Source organism: Pseudoxanthomonas sp. LjRoot206 (assembly GCF_056175725.1).
The window spans coordinates 1-17,140 of record NZ_JBGFFI010000010.1 but is presented as its reverse complement, the minus strand read 5'-3'; the positions used below and the strand labels follow the sequence as shown (position 1 = coordinate 17,140).

Genomic DNA, 17,140 nt, shown 5'->3' with positions numbered 1-17,140 from the left:
AACGCCGGTCTGCTGCTGCGCGGCACCAAGCGTGACGACGTGGAGCGTGGCCAGGTGCTGGCCAAGCCGGGTTCGATCACCCCGCACACCGAGTTCGAAGCCGAAGTCTACGTGCTGAGCAAGGACGAAGGCGGCCGCCACACCCCGTTCTTCAAGGGTTACCGTCCGCAGTTCTACTTCCGCACCACCGACATCACGGGCGCCGTGACCCTGCCGGAAGGCGTGGAGATGGTGATGCCGGGCGACAACATCAAGATGGTGGTCACCCTGATCAACCCGGTGGCGATGGACGAAGGCCTGCGCTTCGCGATCCGCGAAGGCGGCCGTACGGTCGGCGCCGGCGTGGTGGCCAAGATCATCAAGTAAGCCCCTGCGGTCCCGGCGAGGACTCGCCGGACAGCGACAAGGGCGGACCGGAACCTCGGTCCGCCTTCGCCGTCTAAGGGAAGGTTGCGTTAAATCGATACGCCAGTAGCTCAATTGGCAGAGCAGCGGTCTCCAAAACCGCAGGTTGGGGGTTCGAGTCCCTCCTGGCGTGCCACTTCCTTCCCCGCGGAGTCCGGGTCCCCGGCACTCCCCAAAGCAAAGAGCGACAACTGACTTGAACAGCAAGGTCGAACAATCCAAAGCCGGCACGCCTGCAGCCGACATCGCCAAGTACGTGCTGGCGCTCGCGCTGGTCGTGGGTGGTCTGGTCGCATGGTGGTGGTTCAATGGCCAGTGGGCCACGCCGGTGCGTTCGCTGGCGGTGGTGGCGGGTCTGGTGCTCGGCGCACTGGTGTTCCTGCAGACGGGCAAGGGTCGCGATACGCGCGAGTTCCTCGCCGAGTCGCGCTTCGAGCTGCGCAAGGTCGTGTGGCCGACCCGCGAGGAAGCGACCCGTACGACCTGGGTGGTCGTCATCGTGGTCATCATCCTGAGCCTGATCCTGGCCGCCTTCGATTTCGGCATCCAGAAAGCGATCGAGCTGTTCCTGAATTTTGGTCGTTGAGGAGAGTGCCGCAGTGAAGCGTTGGTATGTCGTCCATGCCTACTCGGGCTTCGAGAAGTCGGTGGCCCAGGCCCTCCGCGACCGCATCGTCCGCGACGAAATGCAGGAAAAGTTCGGCGACGTCCTGGTCCCGACTGAAGAGGTCGTGGAAATGCGCTCCGGCCAGAAGCGCCGTTCCGAGCGCAAGTTCTTCCCCGGTTACGTGCTGGTCCAGATCGAGACCCATGACGAGGGTGGCATCCCGCGCATGGACAACGAGAGCTGGCACTTGGTGAAGGACACCTCGAAGGTGCTCGGCTTCATCGGTGGCACCGCCGACCGTCCGCTGCCGATCCGCGACGAGGAGGCGGCTGCCATCCTCGACCGCGTGCAGGAAGGGGTCGAGAAGCCCAAGCCCAAGGTGCTGTTCGAGCCGGGCGAGATGGTCCGCGTCACCGATGGCCCGTTCAACGACTTCAATGGCGTGGTCGAAGAAGTCAATTACGAGAAGAGTCGCCTGCGCGTCGCAGTGCTGATCTTCGGCCGTTCTACCCCGGTGGAGCTGGAATTCGGACAGGTCGAGAAGGCCTGATCTGGTGGCCCGGCGTATTCAGCCGGGGCCGTAAAACCCTGATATACTGCGCGGCTCCCTGACGGCGATGCCGGGCAGGAGCCATGGCCGCCCTAGGGTGGCCATGGCGCGTTCGAGAAAACGCGATGCCGGGACGCGTGATTTTCCCGGTCCGATGGGGAGCCTGTAACCCAGGCGCTTGCACCCGGAGAGTACTCACATGGCAAAGAAAGTTGTCGGTTACATCAAGCTGCAGGTGAAGGCCGGTCAGGCCAACCCCTCGCCGCCGGTCGGTCCTGCGCTGGGTCAGCGCGGCCTGAACATCATGGAATTCTGCAAGGCGTTCAACGCCGCCACGCAGAAGCTGGAGCCGGGTCTGCCGATTCCCGTGGTCATCACGGCCTATTCCGACCGTACCTTCACCTTCATCACGAAGACGCCGCCGGCGTCGATCCTGCTGAAGAAGGCCGTTGGCATCACGTCCGGCTCCAAGCGCCCGAACACCGAGAAGGTGGGCAAGGTCACCCGCAAGCAGCTCGAGGACATCGCCAAGGCGAAGGAACCCGACCTGACCGCGGCCGACCTGGACGCAGCGGTGCGCACGATCGCGGGTTCCGCCCGCTCCATGGGCCTGACGGTAGAGGGTTAAGAGATGGCACAGAACAAGCGACAGAAGGCCATCCTGGCCGCCGTGACCCCCGGCAAGGCGTACGCCATTGACGAGGCCCTGAAGATCATCAAGACCGCGGTCAAGTCCAAGTTCGTCGAGTCCGTCGACGTGGCCGTGCGTCTGGGCGTGGATGCCAAGAAGTCCGACCAGCAGGTGCGCGGTTCGACCGTGCTGCCAGCCGGTACCGGCAAGTCGGTCCGTGTGGCGGTGTTCGCCCCGGCCGGCGCCAAGGCTGACGAAGCCGCCGCCGCTGGTGCCGAAGCCGTCGGCATGGACGACCTCGCCGAGAAGATGCTGGCTGGCGACATCAACTACGACGTGGTCATCGCCACGCCGGACGCGATGCGCGTGGTCGGCAAGCTCGGTACGGTGCTGGGCCCGCGCGGCCTGATGCCGAACCCGAAGGTCGGCACCGTGTCGCCGAACCCGGCCGAGGCGGTCAAGAACGCCAAGTCGGGTCAGGTGCGCTACCGCACCGACAAGGCGGGCATCATCCACTGCACCATCGGCAAGGCCAGCTTCGAGGACGAAGCGCTGAAGTCGAACCTGCAGGCGCTGCTGATCGACCTGGTGAAGGCCAAGCCGGCCACGTCCAAGGGCCAGTACCTGCAGAAGATCTCGGTCAGCTCGACCATGGGCCCCGGCGTGACCGTGGACCAGTCCTCGCTGTCCCTGAAGTAATCGCATCACCCTTGCCCCGCGACGCGGGGCAGGGCGCAACAGCATTTTGAGGGCAGTCGCCCAGGCCGGTTTCCGGTGCAAGCGACAGCCGTCAAAGACCGCAGGTGCGGTCAGCGCGCAACGACGACGGGCACGGAGGCTCGTGTTGGCAGGGAATCGCCGTCGTGGCTAGCGGGATCGCTTAATCCACCCCCGCAAGGGAGTGCGCCTGCGCAGATGGTGCCGCCTTCTGGAAGTTTTCTGGTGCTGACCGCAAGGCCGGCCAGTCAGACAGGCCACCGACGGGACCGCAAGTCCCCGGCATCCAGGATGGACGCCGTCCAGGACCGCGAGCGGCAGGAGCCGCAAGCGGAGTCAATTAGTGAGGAGTGTATGGCTCTCAATCTGTCCCAGAAGCAAGAAGTAGTCGCCGAACTGGCAGACGTCGCCGCCAAGGCGCACTCCCTGGTCGCTGCCGAATACGCAGGCACCACGGTCACCCAGATGACCGCGATGCGCAAGAAGGCCCGCGAGACCGGCGTGTACTTGAAGGTTGTCAAGAACACGCTGGCCGTGCGCGCCATCGCCGGTACCGAGTTCGAGGTTGTCCAGGACAAGCTCGTCGGTCCGCTGCTGTACGCGTTTTCGACCGAGGAGCCCGGCGCTGCCGGCCGCCTGATCAAGGAATTCGCCAAGGGTAACGACAAGCTGCAGCCGAAGGTCGTCTCCGTGGGTGGCCAGCTGTATCCGGCCAGCCATGTCGACGTGCTGGCTTCGCTGCCGACCCGTGATCAGGCGCTGGCCATGCTGGCCCGCGTGCTGGCCGAACCCGCCTCGATGTTCGCTCGCGCCGTCAAGGCCGTGGCCGACCAGCAGGGTGGTGGCGAAGCGCCGGCGGAAGCCGCTGCCGAAGCCCCGGCCGAAGCCTGAGTTCGACGTCTTTACGGTTCTACGAACCCTAATCCCAGATAATTTCCAAAGGTAAACACAATGTCCCTTTCCAACGAACAGATCGTCGACGCCATTGCCGGCAAGACCCTGATGGAAGTGATGGAGCTGGTCAAGGCCATCGAAGAGAAGTTCGGCGTCTCCGCCGCCGCCCCGGTCGCCGCTGCTGCCGGCCCGGCCGCTGCCGCCGCCCCGGTCGAAGAGCAGACCGAGTTCACCATCGTCCTGAAGGACGCCGGTGCCAAGAAGGTCGACGTCATCAAGGCTGTCCGCGCCATCACCGGCCTGGGCCTGAAGGAAGCCAAGGACCTCACCGAGGCCGGCGGCGTGCTGAAGGAAGGCGTGTCGAAGGAAGATGCCGACAAGTTCAAGAAGGATCTCGAAGCCGCTGGTGCGAGCGTCGAAGTCAAGTAAGTCGTATCCGTCGCCAGTTAACTCAGGCGACAACCCGAGGCCGGGGGCGAAAGCCCCTGGCCTTCGGTCGTTTCAAGACGTAGCGATGTAAACGCGAGTTTGTAGTTGGAAGTAGCGGCAGAAGGCGTGCTGGTGCCGGCAATACCAGCGACTTCCAACTGGAAATTCCCCCGTTCGAAAGAATGTCCCCCGTGCGGTCGCGGACGCGCGCCCCACGCTGCCAAAGGCACAGTCACATGACGACATATTCGTTCACCGAAAAGAAGCGCATCCGCAAGGATTTCGGCAAGCAGCGGTCGATCCTCGAGGTCCCGTTCCTGCTCGCCATCCAGGTCGATTCCTACCGTGAATTCCTGCAGGAGCACACCGATCCCGCCAAGCGCGAGGACCGTGGCCTGCACGCCGCGCTGAAGTCGGTCTTCCCGATCGCCAGCTACAGCGGCAACGCCGCGCTGGAATACGTCGGCTACAAGCTCGGCGAGCCCGTGTTCGACGAGCGCGAGTGCCGCAACCGTGGCCTGAGCTACGGCGCCCCGCTGCGCGTCACCGTGCGCCTGGTGATCTACGACCGCGAGTCGTCGACCAAGGCCATCAAGTACGTGAAGGAGCAGGAGGTCTACCTGGGCGAGATCCCGCTCATGACCGACAACGGCACCTTCATCGTCAACGGCACCGAGCGCGTCATCGTCTCGCAGCTGCACCGTTCGCCGGGCGTGTTCTTCGACCACGACCGCGGCAAGACCCACAGCTCGGGCAAGTTGCTGTACAGCGCCCGCATCATTCCTTACCGCGGCTCCTGGCTGGACTTCGAGTTCGACCCGAAGGACGCGCTGTTCACGCGTATCGACCGCCGCCGCAAGCTGCCGGTCTCGATCCTGCTGCGCGCGCTGGGTTACAACAACGAAGAAATGCTCAATGAGTTCTTCGACGTCAACACCTTCCACATACTGCCGGAAGGCGTGCAGCTGGAGCTCGTCGCCGAGCGCCTGCGTGGCGAAACGCTGAACTTCGACCTGGCCGATGGCGACAAGGTCATCGTGGAAGCCGGCAAGCGCATCACCGCGCGCCACGTGAAGCAGCTGGAGCAGTCCGGCATCGCCGCGCTGGCCGTGCCCGACGAGTACCTAGTCGGCCGCATCCTGTCGCACGACGTGATCGACGCCAACACCGGCGAGCTGCTGGCCGCCGCCAACGACGAGATCACCGACGACCAGCTGGCCAAGTTCCGCAAGGCCGGCGTGGACGCCGTGGGCACGCTGTGGGTCAACGACCTGGACCGTGGTCCGTACCTGTCCAATACCCTGCGCATCGACCCGACCAAGACGCAGCTGGAAGCGCTGGTCGAGATCTACCGCATGATGCGTCCCGGCGAGCCGCCGACCAAGGATGCCGCGCAGAACCTGTTCCACAACCTGTTCTTCACGTTCGAGCGCTACGACCTGTCGAACGTCGGCCGCATGAAGTTCAACCGCCGCGTGGGCCGCAAGGAAACCACCGGCGAAGCCGTGCTGTACGACAAGAAGTACTTCGGCGCGCGCAATGACGACGAGGCCAAGCGCCTGGTCGCCAGCCTGGGCGAGACGTCGGACATCCTTGACGTCATCAAGGTCCTGACCGAGATCCGCAACGGTCGCGGCACCGTGGACGACATCGACCATCTGGGCAACCGCCGCGTGCGTTCGGTCGGCGAAATGGCCGAGAACGTCTTCCGCGTGGGCCTGGTCCGCGTCGAGCGCGCCGTGAAGGAGCGCCTGTCGATGGCCGAGTCCGAAGGCCTGACCCCGCAGGAACTGATCAACGCCAAGCCGGTGGCCGCCGCGATCAAGGAGTTCTTCGGCTCCTCGCAGCTGTCGCAGTTCATGGACCAGAACAACCCGCTGTCGGAAGTCACGCACAAGCGTCGCGTCTCGGCCCTCGGCCCGGGCGGTCTGACCCGCGAGCGCGCCGGCTTCGAAGTCCGCGACGTGCACCCGACCCACTACGGCCGCGTCTGCACCATCGAGACGCCGGAAGGCCCGAACATCGGCCTGATCAACTCGCTGGCCGTGTACGCGCGCACCAACAGCTACGGCTTCCTCGAGACGCCGTACCGCAAGGTCGTGGACGGCACCATCACCGACGAGATCGAATACCTGTCGGCGATCGAAGAGAACGAGTACGTCATCGCGCAGGCCAACGCGCTGCATGACGCCAAGAGCCGCCTGACCGAGCAGTTCGTGCCGTGCCGTTACCAGGGCGAGTCGCTGCTGAAGCCGCCGAGCGAAGTGGACTACATGGACGTCTCGCCCATGCAGACCGTGTCGGTCGCCGCGGCGCTGGTGCCGTTCCTGGAGCACGATGACGCCAACCGCGCACTGATGGGCGCCAACATGCAGCGCCAGGCCGTGCCGACGCTGCGTGCGCAGAAGCCGCTGGTCGGTACCGGCATCGAGCGCGCCGTGGCGCGCGACTCGGGCGTGACCGTGAACGCCCGCCGTGGCGGCGTGGTCGAGCAGATCGACGCCGGCCGCATCGTGGTGAAGGTCAACGAGGTCGAGATCTCCGGCGAAACCGATGCCGGCGTCGACATCTACTCGCTGATCAAGTACACGCGCTCCAACCAGAACACCTGCATCAACCAGCGCCCGCTGGTGAACGTGGGCGACGTGGTCGCGCGCGGCGACGTGCTGGCCGACGGTCCCTCGACCGACATCGGCGAGCTGGCGCTGGGCCAGAACATGCTGATCGCGTTCATGCCGTGGAACGGCTACAACTTCGAAGACTCCATCCTGCTCTCCGAGCGCGTGGTGGAAGAGGATCGCTACACCACGATCCACATCGAAGAGCTGACCTGCGTCGCGCGCGACACCAAGCTGGGCCCGGAGGAAATCTCCGCCGACATCCCGAACGTCTCCGAGCAGGCGCTGAACCGCCTCGACGAGAGCGGCGTGGTGTACATCGGTGCCGAAGTGCGCGCCGGCGACATCATGGTCGGCAAGGTCACGCCGAAGGGCGAGAGCCAGCTGACCCCGGAAGAGAAGCTGCTGCGTGCGATCTTCGGCGAGAAGGCCTCGGACGTGAAGGACAGCTCGCTGCGCGTGCCGCCGGGCATGGACGGCACCGTCATCGACGTGCAGGTCTTCACCCGCGACGGCATCGAGAAGGACAAGCGCGCGCGCCAGATCGAGGAAAACGAGATCAAGCGCGTCAAGAAGGACTTCGACGACCAGTTCCGCATCCTCGAAGGCGCCATCTACGCCCGCCTGCGCTCGCAGCTGGTCGGCAAGGTCGCCAACGGTGGTCCGGGCACGCTGAAGAAGGGCGACGCGATTTCCGACGCCTACCTCGACGGCCTGAAGAAGTCCGAGTGGTTCACCCTGCGCATGAAGGACGATGACGCGTCCGACGCCATCGAGCGCGCCCAGATGCAGATCCAGGCGCACGAGAAGGAGTTCGAGCGTCGCTTCGCCGACAAGCGCGGCAAGATCACCGCCGGCGACGACCTCGCCCCGGGCGTGCTGAAGATGGTCAAGGTCTACCTGGCCGTGAAGCGCCGCATCCAGCCGGGCGACAAGATGGCCGGCCGCCACGGCAACAAGGGTGTCGTGTCGACCATCGTGCCCGTCGAGGACATGCCGTACATGGCCACCGGCGAGACGGTGGACATCGTGCTGAACCCGCTGGGCGTGCCGTCGCGCATGAACATCGGCCAGGTGCTGGAAGTGCACCTCGGCTGGGCCGCCAAGGGCCTGGGTCGCAAGATCCAGGAGATGCTGGAAGCCCAGGCCAAGGTCGCCGACCTGCGCAAGTTCCTGACCCAGATCTACAACCACGATCAGAAGCTGGGCGAGGACCGCGTGGACCTGGACCAGTTCAGCGATGCGGAACTGATCGCGCTGGCCAAGAACCTGACCGACGGCGTGCCGATGGCCACCCCGGTGTTCGACGGTGCGGCGGAAACCGAGATCAAGCACATGCTGGAACTCGCGGACCTGCCGATCAGCGGCCAGACGCAGCTGTTCGACGGCCGCACCGGCGAGGCGTTCGATCGCCACACCACGGTCGGCTACATGCACATGCTGAAGCTGAACCACCTGGTCGACGACAAGATGCACGCGCGCTCGACCGGTCCGTACTCGCTCGTCACTCAGCAGCCGCTGGGCGGCAAGGCGCAGTTCGGTGGCCAGCGCTTCGGTGAAATGGAAGTCTGGGCGCTGGAAGCCTACGGCGCGGCGCACACCCTGCAGGAAATGCTGACGGTCAAGTCGGACGACGTGCAGGGCCGCAACCAGATGTACAAGAACATCGTCGATGGTGCCCACGAGATGGTCGCGGGCATGCCGGAATCCTTCAACGTGCTGGTGAAGGAAATCCGCTCGCTCGCCATCAACATGGAACTGGAAGACTGACCGATGTGGCGCGGCGGCACTGACCTGCCGCTGCGCCGATCGACCCCGGTCAACCCGCCATCGACAAAGATTCCTCCTGACGGAGAAACACCATGAAAGACCTGCTCAACCTCTTCAACCAGCAGCGCCAGACGCTGGACTTCGACGCGATCAAGATCGCGCTGGCTTCGCCGGACCTGATCCGCTCGTGGTCCTTCGGCGAAGTGAAGAAGCCGGAAACCATCAACTACCGCACCTTCAAGCCGGAACGCGACGGCCTGTTCTGCTCGGCCATCTTCGGCCCGATCAAGGACTACGAGTGCCTGTGCGGCAAGTACAAGCGCATGAAGCACCGCGGCGTCGTTTGCGAGAAGTGCGGCACGGAAGTGACGCTGGCCAAGGTGCGCCGCGAGCGCATGGGCCACATCGACCTGGCCAGCCCGGTCGCGCACATCTGGTTCCTGAAGTCGCTGCCGTCGCGCATCGGCCTGATGCTGGACATGACCCTGCGCGACATCGAGCGCGTGCTGTACTTCGAAGCCTACGTCGTCACCGAGCCGGGCCTGACCTCGCTCGAGCGCCGCCAGCTGCTGACCGAAGAGCAGTTCATGCAGGCGCGCCAGGAGCACGGCGACGATTTCGATGCCGCCATGGGCGCCGAGGCCGTGTACGACCTGCTGCGCACGATCGACCTGCAGGCCGAGATGGTGAACCTGCGCGAGGACATCGCCAGCACCGGTTCGGAAACCAAGCTGAAGCGCCTCACCAAGCGCATCAAGCTGATGGAAGCGTTCCTGGAGTCGGGCAACCGTCCGGAATGGATGGTCATGACCGTGCTGCCGGTGCTGCCGCCGGACCTGCGTCCGCTGGTGCCGCTGGACGGCGGCCGCTTCGCGACCTCCGACCTGAACGACCTGTACCGCCGCGTCATCAACCGCAACAACCGCCTGCGCCGCCTGCTGGAGCTCAACGCGCCGGACATCATCGTGCGCAACGAAAAGCGCATGCTGCAGGAGTCCGTTGACGCCCTGATGGACAACGGCCGTCGCGGCCGCGCCATCACCGGCACCAACAAGCGCCCGCTGAAGTCGCTGGCCGACATGATCAAGGGCAAGCAGGGCCGCTTCCGCCAGAACCTGCTGGGCAAGCGCGTCGACTACTCCGGCCGTTCGGTCATCGTGGTCGGCCCGACCCTGCGCCTGCACGAGTGCGGCCTGCCGAAGAAGATGGCGCTGGAGCTGTTCAAGCCGTTCGTGTTCGCCAAGCTGCAGCGTCGTGGGCTGGCCACCACCATCAAGGCCGCCAAGAAGCTGGTCGAGCGCGAAGAAGCCGACGTCTGGGACATCCTGGAAGAGGTCATCCGCGAGCACCCGGTGCTGCTGAACCGCGCGCCGACGCTGCACCGCCTGGGCATCCAGGCGTTCGAGCCGGTGCTGATCGAAGGCAAGGCCATCCAGCTGCACCCGCTGGTCTGTACTGCGTTCAACGCCGACTTCGACGGTGACCAGATGGCCGTGCACGTGCCGCTCTCGCTGGAAGCCCAGCTGGAAGCGCGCGCGCTGATGATGTCGTCCAACAACATCCTGTCGCCGGCCAACGGCGAGCCGATCATCGTGCCGTCGCAGGACGTCGTGCTGGGCCTGTACTACATGACCCGCGCGCTGGAGAACAAGAAGGGCGAGGGCATGGCGTTCGCCAACATCGCCGAGGTCAAGCGCGCCTACGACAACCGCGCCGTCGAGCTGCACGCGAAGGTCAAGGTCCGCATCAGCGGCACCGTGATCGACGAGGAAGGTGGCCGCAGCCAGCAGACCAGCATCGTGGACACCACGATCGGTCGCGCGCTGCTCGCCGAGATCCTGCCGGAAGGCCTGCCGTTCGCGCTGGTCAACACCGAGTTGAACAAGAAGGCCATCAGCCGCCTGATCAACTCCAGCTACCGCATGCTGGGCCTGAAGGACACGGTCGTGTTCGCCGACAAGCTGATGTACACCGGTTTCGCGTACGCCACGCGCGCCGGCGTTTCCATCGGCATCGACGACATGCTGATCCCGGCCGAGAAGAAGGGCATCCTGGGCGAAGCCGAACAGGAAGTGCTGGAGATCCAGGAGCAGTACCAGAGCGGCCTGGTCACCGCCGGCGAGCGCTACAACAAGGTGGTCGACATCTGGTCGCGCACCAACGAGCGCATCGCCAAGGCGATGATGGACACCATCGGTACCGACAAGGTGCAGAACGCCAAGGGCGAGACCATCAACGAGAAGTCGATGAACTCGCTCTACATCATGGCTGACTCCGGCGCCCGTGGTAGCCAGGCGCAGATCCGCCAGCTGGCCGGCATGCGCGGCCTGATGGCCCGTCCCGACGGTTCGATCATCGAGACGCCCATCAAGGCGAACTTCCGCGAAGGCCTGAACGTGCAGGAGTACTTCAACTCCACCCACGGTGCCCGTAAGGGTCTGGCCGATACCGCGCTGAAGACGGCGAACTCCGGTTACCTGACCCGTCGCCTGGTCGACGTGGCGCAGGACGTGGTGATCACCGAGGTCGACTGCGGCGGCACCGAAGGCCTGACCATGACCCCGATCGTGGAAGGCGGCGACGTGGTCGAGCCGCTGCGCGACCGCGTGCTGGGCCGCATCGTGGCCGAGGACGTGTTCCTGCCGGGCAACGACGAGGACCCGATCGTCACCCGCAACACGCTGCTGGACGAAGCGTGGGTGCAGAAGCTGGAAGATGCCGGCGTGCAGGCGTTGAAGGTGCGTTCCACCATCACCTGCGAATCCGACTTCGGCGTCTGCGCGCACTGCTACGGCCGTGACCTGGCCCGCGGCCACATCGTGAACATCGGCGAAGCGGTCGGCGTCATCGCCGCGCAGTCGATCGGCGAGCCTGGCACGCAGCTGACCATGCGTACGTTCCACATCGGTGGTGCGGCGTCGCGTGCGGCGGCCGTCGACAACATTACCGTCAAGACGACCGGCTCGATCAAGTTCAACAACCTGAAGTTCGTCGAACACGCGAACGGCAGCCTGGTCGCGGTGTCGCGCTCGGGCGAACTGTCGGTGCTCGATGGCCATGGCCGCGAGCGCGAGCGTTACAAGCTGCCCTATGGCGCGACCATCAACGTCAAGGACGGTGCGCAGATCACCGCCGGCCAGGCCGTGGCCAACTGGGATCCGCATAACCACCCGATCGTGTCGGAAGTCGCCGGTTTCGTGCGCTTCGTCGACTTCGTCGACGGCGTCACCGTCATCGAGAAGACCGACGACCTGACCGGTCTGGCCTCGCGCGAGATCACCGATCCGAAGCGTCGCGGTTCGCAGGGCAAGGACCTGCGTCCGATCGTCCGCATCGTGGACAAGGACGGCAAGGACCTGAGCATCCCGGGTACCGACCTGCCGGCGCAGTACCTGCTGCCGCCGCGCTCCATCGTCAATCTGCAAGACGGTGCGCCCGTCGGCGTGGGCGACGTGGTCACCAAGGTGCCGCAGGAAGCGTCCAAGACCCGCGACATCACCGGTGGTCTGCCGCGCGTGGCCGACCTGTTCGAAGCCCGCAAGCCGAAGGACCCGGCCATCCTGGCCGAGCGCTCCGGCGTCATCAGCTTCGGTAAGGACACCAAGGGCAAGCAGCGCCTGATCATCAAGGACACCGATGGTTCGGAGCACGAGGAGCTGATCCCGAAGTTCCGCCAGATCATCGTGTTCGAAGGCGAGCACGTGGCCAAGGGCGAAACCATCGTGGACGGCGAGCCGAGTCCGCAGGACATCCTGCGCCTGCTGGGTGTCGAGCCGCTGGCGGCCTACCTGGTCAAGGAAATCCAGGACGTCTACCGCCTGCAGGGCGTGAAGATCAACGACAAGCACATCGAGGTCATCACCCGCCAGATGCTGCGCAAGGTGGAAATCACCGACGCCGGCAACAGCAAGTTCCTGGCGGGCGAGCAGGTCGAGCGGCAGCGCTTCATCGAAGAGAACGCGAAGCTGCTGGCCCGCAACGAGCTGCCTGCGAAGTACGATCCGGTGCTGCTGGGCATCACCAAGGCGTCGCTGGCGACGGAGTCGTTCATCTCGGCGGCCTCGTTCCAGGAGACCACCCGCGTGTTGACCGAGGCGGCCGTCCGTGGCACCCGCGATACGCTGCGCGGCCTGAAGGAAAACGTCATCGTTGGCCGGCTCATCCCGGCCGGCACCGGCCTGGCGTACCACAACCAGCGCCGTCGCAATGCCTCGGGCCTGACCGAGGCGGAAGTGAACGCCCTGTCGGGTGGCAGCGCCGAGGCCGCTCCTGCTGCCGCGGCGACCGCCACCGACGAAGCCGGCGAGGAGTCCAGCGCCAGCTAAACCGTACTACCTGACGGCCTCCGGGCCGTCCCAGACCACGAAAAGAGGCGCAGGATGCGCCTCGTTTTCGGCCCAGGAAGGGCGGGATCGCAGTCCGTTGGCAGGCACCCACCTCCGTCGCGTTGACGGTCGGGCGGGTTGCCGGCTATACTTTTCCGTCTAGGTGGGCCGTCATACGGCCTGCCTTCGTTTTCATGTCAAACAAGGCTTCGGCCTTCACACGAAGAATCCATTATGGCAACCGTCAATCAGCTGGTCCGCAAGCCGCGGCAGGCCCCCACGTACAAGAGCCAGTCGCCCGCGCTGGACAACTGCCCGCAGCGTCGCGGCGTGTGCACCCGCGTCTACACGACGACCCCGAAGAAGCCGAACTCGGCGCTTCGCAAGGTCGCCAAGGTGCGCCTGACCAACCAGGAAGAAATCATCAGCTACATCGGCGGTGAAGGCCACAACCTGCAGGAGCACTCCGTGGTGCTCGTGCGCGGCGGCCGCGTGAAGGACCTGCCGGGCGTGCGCTACCACACCGTGCGCGGTTCGCTGGACGCCTCGGGCGTCGCCAAGCGCCGCCAGGGCCGTTCCAAGTACGGCGCCAAGCGTCCCAAGGCTTAAGGAAAAAGAATCATGTCGCGCAAAGGCTCTGCCCCCCAACGTGAAATCCTGCCGGACCCCAAGCACGGCAGCCAGACGATTGCCCGCTTCATCAACATGGTGATGCTGAGCGGCAAGAAGTCGGTCGCCGAGAAGATCGTCTACGGCGCCATGGACGTCATCGGCGAGAAGAACCCCAACGCCCTCGAGCTGGTCGAGAAGGCGCTGGACAACGTGTCCCCGGCCGTCGAAGTGAAGTCGCGCCGCGTCGGCGGTGCCACCTACCAGGTGCCGGTCGAAGTGCGTTCGTCGCGCCGCATGGCGCTGGCGATGCGCTGGCTGATCGAGTCCGCGCGCAAGCGTGGCGAGAACACCATGCCGCGCAAACTGGCCGCCGAACTGCTGGACGCCTCCGAGAACCGCGGTGGCGCCATCAAGAAGCGTGAAGAGACCCACCGCATGGCGGAAGCGAACAAGGCGTTCGCGCACTACCGCTGGTAACGGCCTCCGGGCCCTTGCAAGCAAGGGCCTTCGGCACCATCTAAGGTGCCCTTGGGACGCTTCCCGCGTCCCGCTCCGAAGGCCGCCGAAAGGCGGCATTCGGCCATCTGAAGATCCGCCCTCCCGGAAGGCCCCTGCATCCCGCTGGCCCTCCATCAGAAAAGAGAGACTGTCGTGGCTCGCACCACTCCCATCGAGCGTTACCGCAATTTCGGCATCATGGCGCACATCGACGCCGGCAAGACCACCACGTCCGAGCGCATCCTGTTCTACACCGGCGTCAGCCACAAGATCGGTGAAGTGCACGACGGTGCCGCGACCATGGACTGGATGGAGCAGGAGCAGGAGCGCGGCATCACCATCACGTCCGCCGCCACCACGGCGTTCTGGACGGGCATGGACAAGTCCCTGCCGCAGCACCGCTTCAACATCATCGACACCCCCGGCCACGTCGACTTCACCATCGAAGTCGAGCGCTCGCTGCGCGTGCTCGACGGCGCGGTGTTCGTGCTGTGTGCCGTCGGCGGCGTGCAGCCGCAGTCGGAGACCGTGTGGCGCCAGGCCAACAAGTACGCTGTGCCGCGCCTCGCGTTCGTCAACAAGATGGACCGTACCGGTGCCGACTTCTTCAAGGTCGTCGACCAGCTGAAGACGCGCTTGGGTGCGTACCCGGTCCCGATGCAGGTGCCGGTCGGCGCCGAAGACGGCTTCGAAGGCGTCATCGACCTGCTGAAGATGAAGTACATTCACTGGGATGTCGCTTCGCAGGGCACCAAGTTCGAGTATCGCGACATTCCCGCCGAGCTGGCCGACAAGGCTGCGGCGGATCGCGCCTTCATGGTCGAAGCGGCCGCGGAAGCCAGCGAAGAGCTGATGGACAAGTACCTCAACGAAGGCGACCTGTCCGAGGCCGAGATCATCGCCGGCCTGCGCGAGCGCACCCTGAAGGTGGAAGTGATCCCGGTCTACTGCGGTTCCGCGTTCAAGAACAAGGGCGTGCAGGCCATGCTCGACGGCGTGATCCAGCTGCTGCCGTCGCCGACCGATCGTCCGCCGGTGCAGGGCATCGACGAGAACGAGAAGGAAGACAGCCGCAAAGCGGGCGACAACGAGCCGTTCTCGGCGCTGGCGTTCAAGATCATGACGGACCCGTTCGTGGGTTCGCTGACGTTCTTCCGCGTCTACTCGGGCGTGTTGAACTCCGGCGATGCCGTGTACAACCCGGTCAAGTCGAAGAAGGAGCGCGTGGGTCGTATCCTGCAGATGCACTCCAACCAGCGCGACGAGATCAAGGAAGTGCGCGCCGGCGACATCGCGGCGGCCGTGGGCCTGAAGGACGTCACCACCGGTGACACCCTGTGCTCGCTCGACCACATCATCACCCTGGAGCGCATGGTGTTCCCGGAGCCCGTCATCTCGATGGCGGTGGAGCCGAAGACCAAGTCCGACCAGGAAAAGATGGGTCTGGCCCTGGGCCGCCTGGCGCAGGAAGACCCCTCGTTCCGCGTCAAGACGGACGAGGAATCCGGCCAGACGATCATCTCGGGCATGGGCGAGCTGCACCTGGAAATCCTGGTGGATCGCATGAAGCGCGAGTTCAACGTGGAAGCCAACGTCGGCAAGCCGCAGGTGGCCTACCGCGAGACGATCCGCAAGTCGGTCAAGCAGGACGGCAAGTTCGTGCGCCAGTCGGGCGGTCGCGGCCAGTACGGCCACATCGTCATCGAGATGTCGCCGGTCGAGCGTGGCGTGGGCTTCTCCTACGAGAGCGCCATCGTCGGCGGCGTTGTGCCGAAGGAATACGTGGCTGCCGCGGGCAAGGGCATCGAAGACGCCATGAAGAGCGGTCCGCTGGCCGGCTTCCCGGTGGTCGATATCGCCATCAAGGCGGTCGACGGCTCGTTCCATGACGTCGACTCCAACGAAATGGCGTTCAAGGTCGCCGGCTCGATGGCGTTCAAGGAGGCTTTCAGCAAGGCCCAGCCGGTCCTGCTGGAGCCGATGATGAAGGTCGAGATCGTCACCCCGGAAGACTACCTGGGCGACGTGATGGGCGACGTGAGCCGTCGTCGCGGCATCCTGCAGGGTCAGGACGACAGTCCGTCCGGCAAGGTGATCGCCGCGATGGTGCCGCTGGGCGAAATGTTCGGCTACGCCACCACGCTGCGCTCGATGTCGCAGGGTCGCGCCACGTTCTCGATGGAGTTCGACCACTATGCGGAAGCGCCGGCCAACATCGCCGACGCGGTCGTCAAGAAGAACTAAGAGTTGGGAGTCGCGCGCTGCGGATGCGGTGCGCGGCGTTCCCGTCACGAATCACGGATAACAAGGTAGAAGACAATGGCAAAGGGTAAGTTCGAACGCACCAAGCCCCACGTGAACGTGGGCACGATTGGTCACGTTGACCACGGCAAGACGACGCTGACGGCGGCGCTGACGAAGATCGGCGCGGAGCGTTTCGGTGGCGAGTTCAAGGCCTATGACGCGATCGACGCGGCGCCGGAAGAGAAGGCGCGCGGCATCACGATCTCGACGGCGCACGTGGAATATGAATCCGCCTCGCGCCACTACGCGCACGTGGATTGCCCGGGCCACGCCGACTACGTGAAGAACATGATCACCGGTGCGGCCCAGATGGACGGCGCGATCCTGGTGTGCTCGGCCGCCGACGGCCCGATGCCGCAGACCCGCGAGCACATCCTGCTCTCGCGCCAGGTCGGTGTGCCGTACATCGTCGTGTTCCTGAACAAGGCCGACATGGTCGACGACGCCGAGCTGCTCGAGCTGGTCGAAATGGAAGTCCGTGAGCTGCTGAGCAAGTACGAGTTCCCGGGCGACGACACCCCGATCATCTCGGGCTCGGCCCGCCTGGCGCTGGAAGGCGACCAGAGCGAGATCGGCGTGCCGGCGATCCTGAAGCTGGTCGATGCGCTGGACAGCTGGATCCCGACCCCGGAGCGCGACGTCGACAAGCCGTTCCTGATGCCGGTGGAAGACGTGTTCTCGATCTCGGGTCGCGGCACCGTGGTGACCGGCCGTATCGAGCGCGGCGTGATCAAGGTGGGCGAGGAAATCGAGATCGTCGGTATCCGCCCGACCCAGAAG

Annotated in this window: 13 protein-coding genes and 1 tRNA gene; all 14 read left to right on the top strand. The window is 65.1% G+C overall.

Annotated features, from left to right (window positions below):
* The coding region (locus AC04MD_RS20010; protein ID WP_475498958.1) for an EF-Tu C-terminal domain-related protein at positions 1 to 366 on the top strand (366 nt) is incomplete at its 5' end.
* A 99-nt stretch (positions 367 to 465) separates the two neighbouring features.
* Positions 466 to 541: transfer RNA gene (locus AC04MD_RS20005), tRNA-Trp, on the top strand.
* A 60-nt stretch (positions 542 to 601) separates the two neighbouring features.
* Complete coding sequence (gene secE, locus AC04MD_RS20000) at positions 602 to 991, top strand: preprotein translocase subunit SecE (RefSeq protein ID WP_475498957.1); 390 nt, start codon at positions 602 to 604, stop codon at positions 989 to 991.
* 13 nt (positions 992 to 1,004) lie between these two features.
* Positions 1,005 to 1,562 carry a transcription termination/antitermination protein NusG gene (nusG, locus tag AC04MD_RS19995; RefSeq protein ID WP_475498956.1) on the top strand — a complete coding sequence of 186 codons (558 nt, stop codon included), beginning with the start codon at positions 1,005 to 1,007 and terminating at the stop codon, positions 1,560 to 1,562.
* 199 nt (positions 1,563 to 1,761) lie between these two features.
* Positions 1,762 to 2,190, top strand: a complete 429-nt coding sequence (rplK, locus tag AC04MD_RS19990; RefSeq protein WP_055945202.1) for a 50S ribosomal protein L11 — start codon at positions 1,762 to 1,764, stop codon at positions 2,188 to 2,190.
* Positions 2,191 to 2,193: 3 nt separating this feature from the next.
* Positions 2,194 to 2,892 (top strand): 50S ribosomal protein L1, encoded by a 699-nt coding sequence (gene rplA, locus AC04MD_RS19985; RefSeq protein ID WP_055945206.1) that lies wholly within the window; start codon positions 2,194 to 2,196, stop codon positions 2,890 to 2,892.
* A gap of 372 nt (positions 2,893 to 3,264) precedes the next feature.
* Entirely contained in the window at positions 3,265 to 3,801 is a 537-nt protein-coding gene (rplJ, locus tag AC04MD_RS19980; RefSeq protein ID WP_475498955.1) for a 50S ribosomal protein L10, read from the top strand.
* 60 nt (positions 3,802 to 3,861) lie between these two features.
* Entirely contained in the window at positions 3,862 to 4,233 is a 372-nt protein-coding gene (rplL, locus tag AC04MD_RS19975) for a 50S ribosomal protein L7/L12 (RefSeq protein ID WP_327480605.1), read from the top strand.
* Between the two features lie 236 nt (positions 4,234 to 4,469).
* Positions 4,470 to 8,621: a DNA-directed RNA polymerase subunit beta gene (gene rpoB / locus AC04MD_RS19970; protein WP_475498954.1), complete on the top strand. Its 4,152-nt coding sequence runs from the start codon at positions 4,470 to 4,472 to the stop codon at positions 8,619 to 8,621.
* A 92-nt stretch (positions 8,622 to 8,713) separates the two neighbouring features.
* Positions 8,714 to 12,946, top strand: coding sequence for a DNA-directed RNA polymerase subunit beta' (gene rpoC / locus AC04MD_RS19965; protein WP_475498953.1), 4,233 nt, complete (start codon positions 8,714 to 8,716; stop codon positions 12,944 to 12,946).
* 234 nt (positions 12,947 to 13,180) lie between these two features.
* On the top strand, positions 13,181 to 13,555 hold the full coding sequence (gene rpsL, locus AC04MD_RS19960; protein WP_055945224.1) for a 30S ribosomal protein S12: 375 nt from the start codon (positions 13,181 to 13,183) through the stop codon (positions 13,553 to 13,555).
* Between the two features lie 12 nt (positions 13,556 to 13,567).
* Positions 13,568 to 14,035, top strand: a complete 468-nt coding sequence (rpsG, locus tag AC04MD_RS19955) for a 30S ribosomal protein S7 (protein ID WP_055945227.1) — start codon at positions 13,568 to 13,570, stop codon at positions 14,033 to 14,035.
* Positions 14,036 to 14,209: 174 nt separating this feature from the next.
* Positions 14,210 to 16,300, top strand: a complete 2,091-nt coding sequence (fusA, locus tag AC04MD_RS19950; protein ID WP_192272447.1) for an elongation factor G — start codon at positions 14,210 to 14,212, stop codon at positions 16,298 to 16,300.
* A 75-nt stretch (positions 16,301 to 16,375) separates the two neighbouring features.
* Positions 16,376 to 17,140, top strand: a 765-nt coding sequence (locus AC04MD_RS19945; RefSeq protein WP_475498952.1) for an elongation factor Tu, incomplete at its 3' end; no start/stop codon positions are given.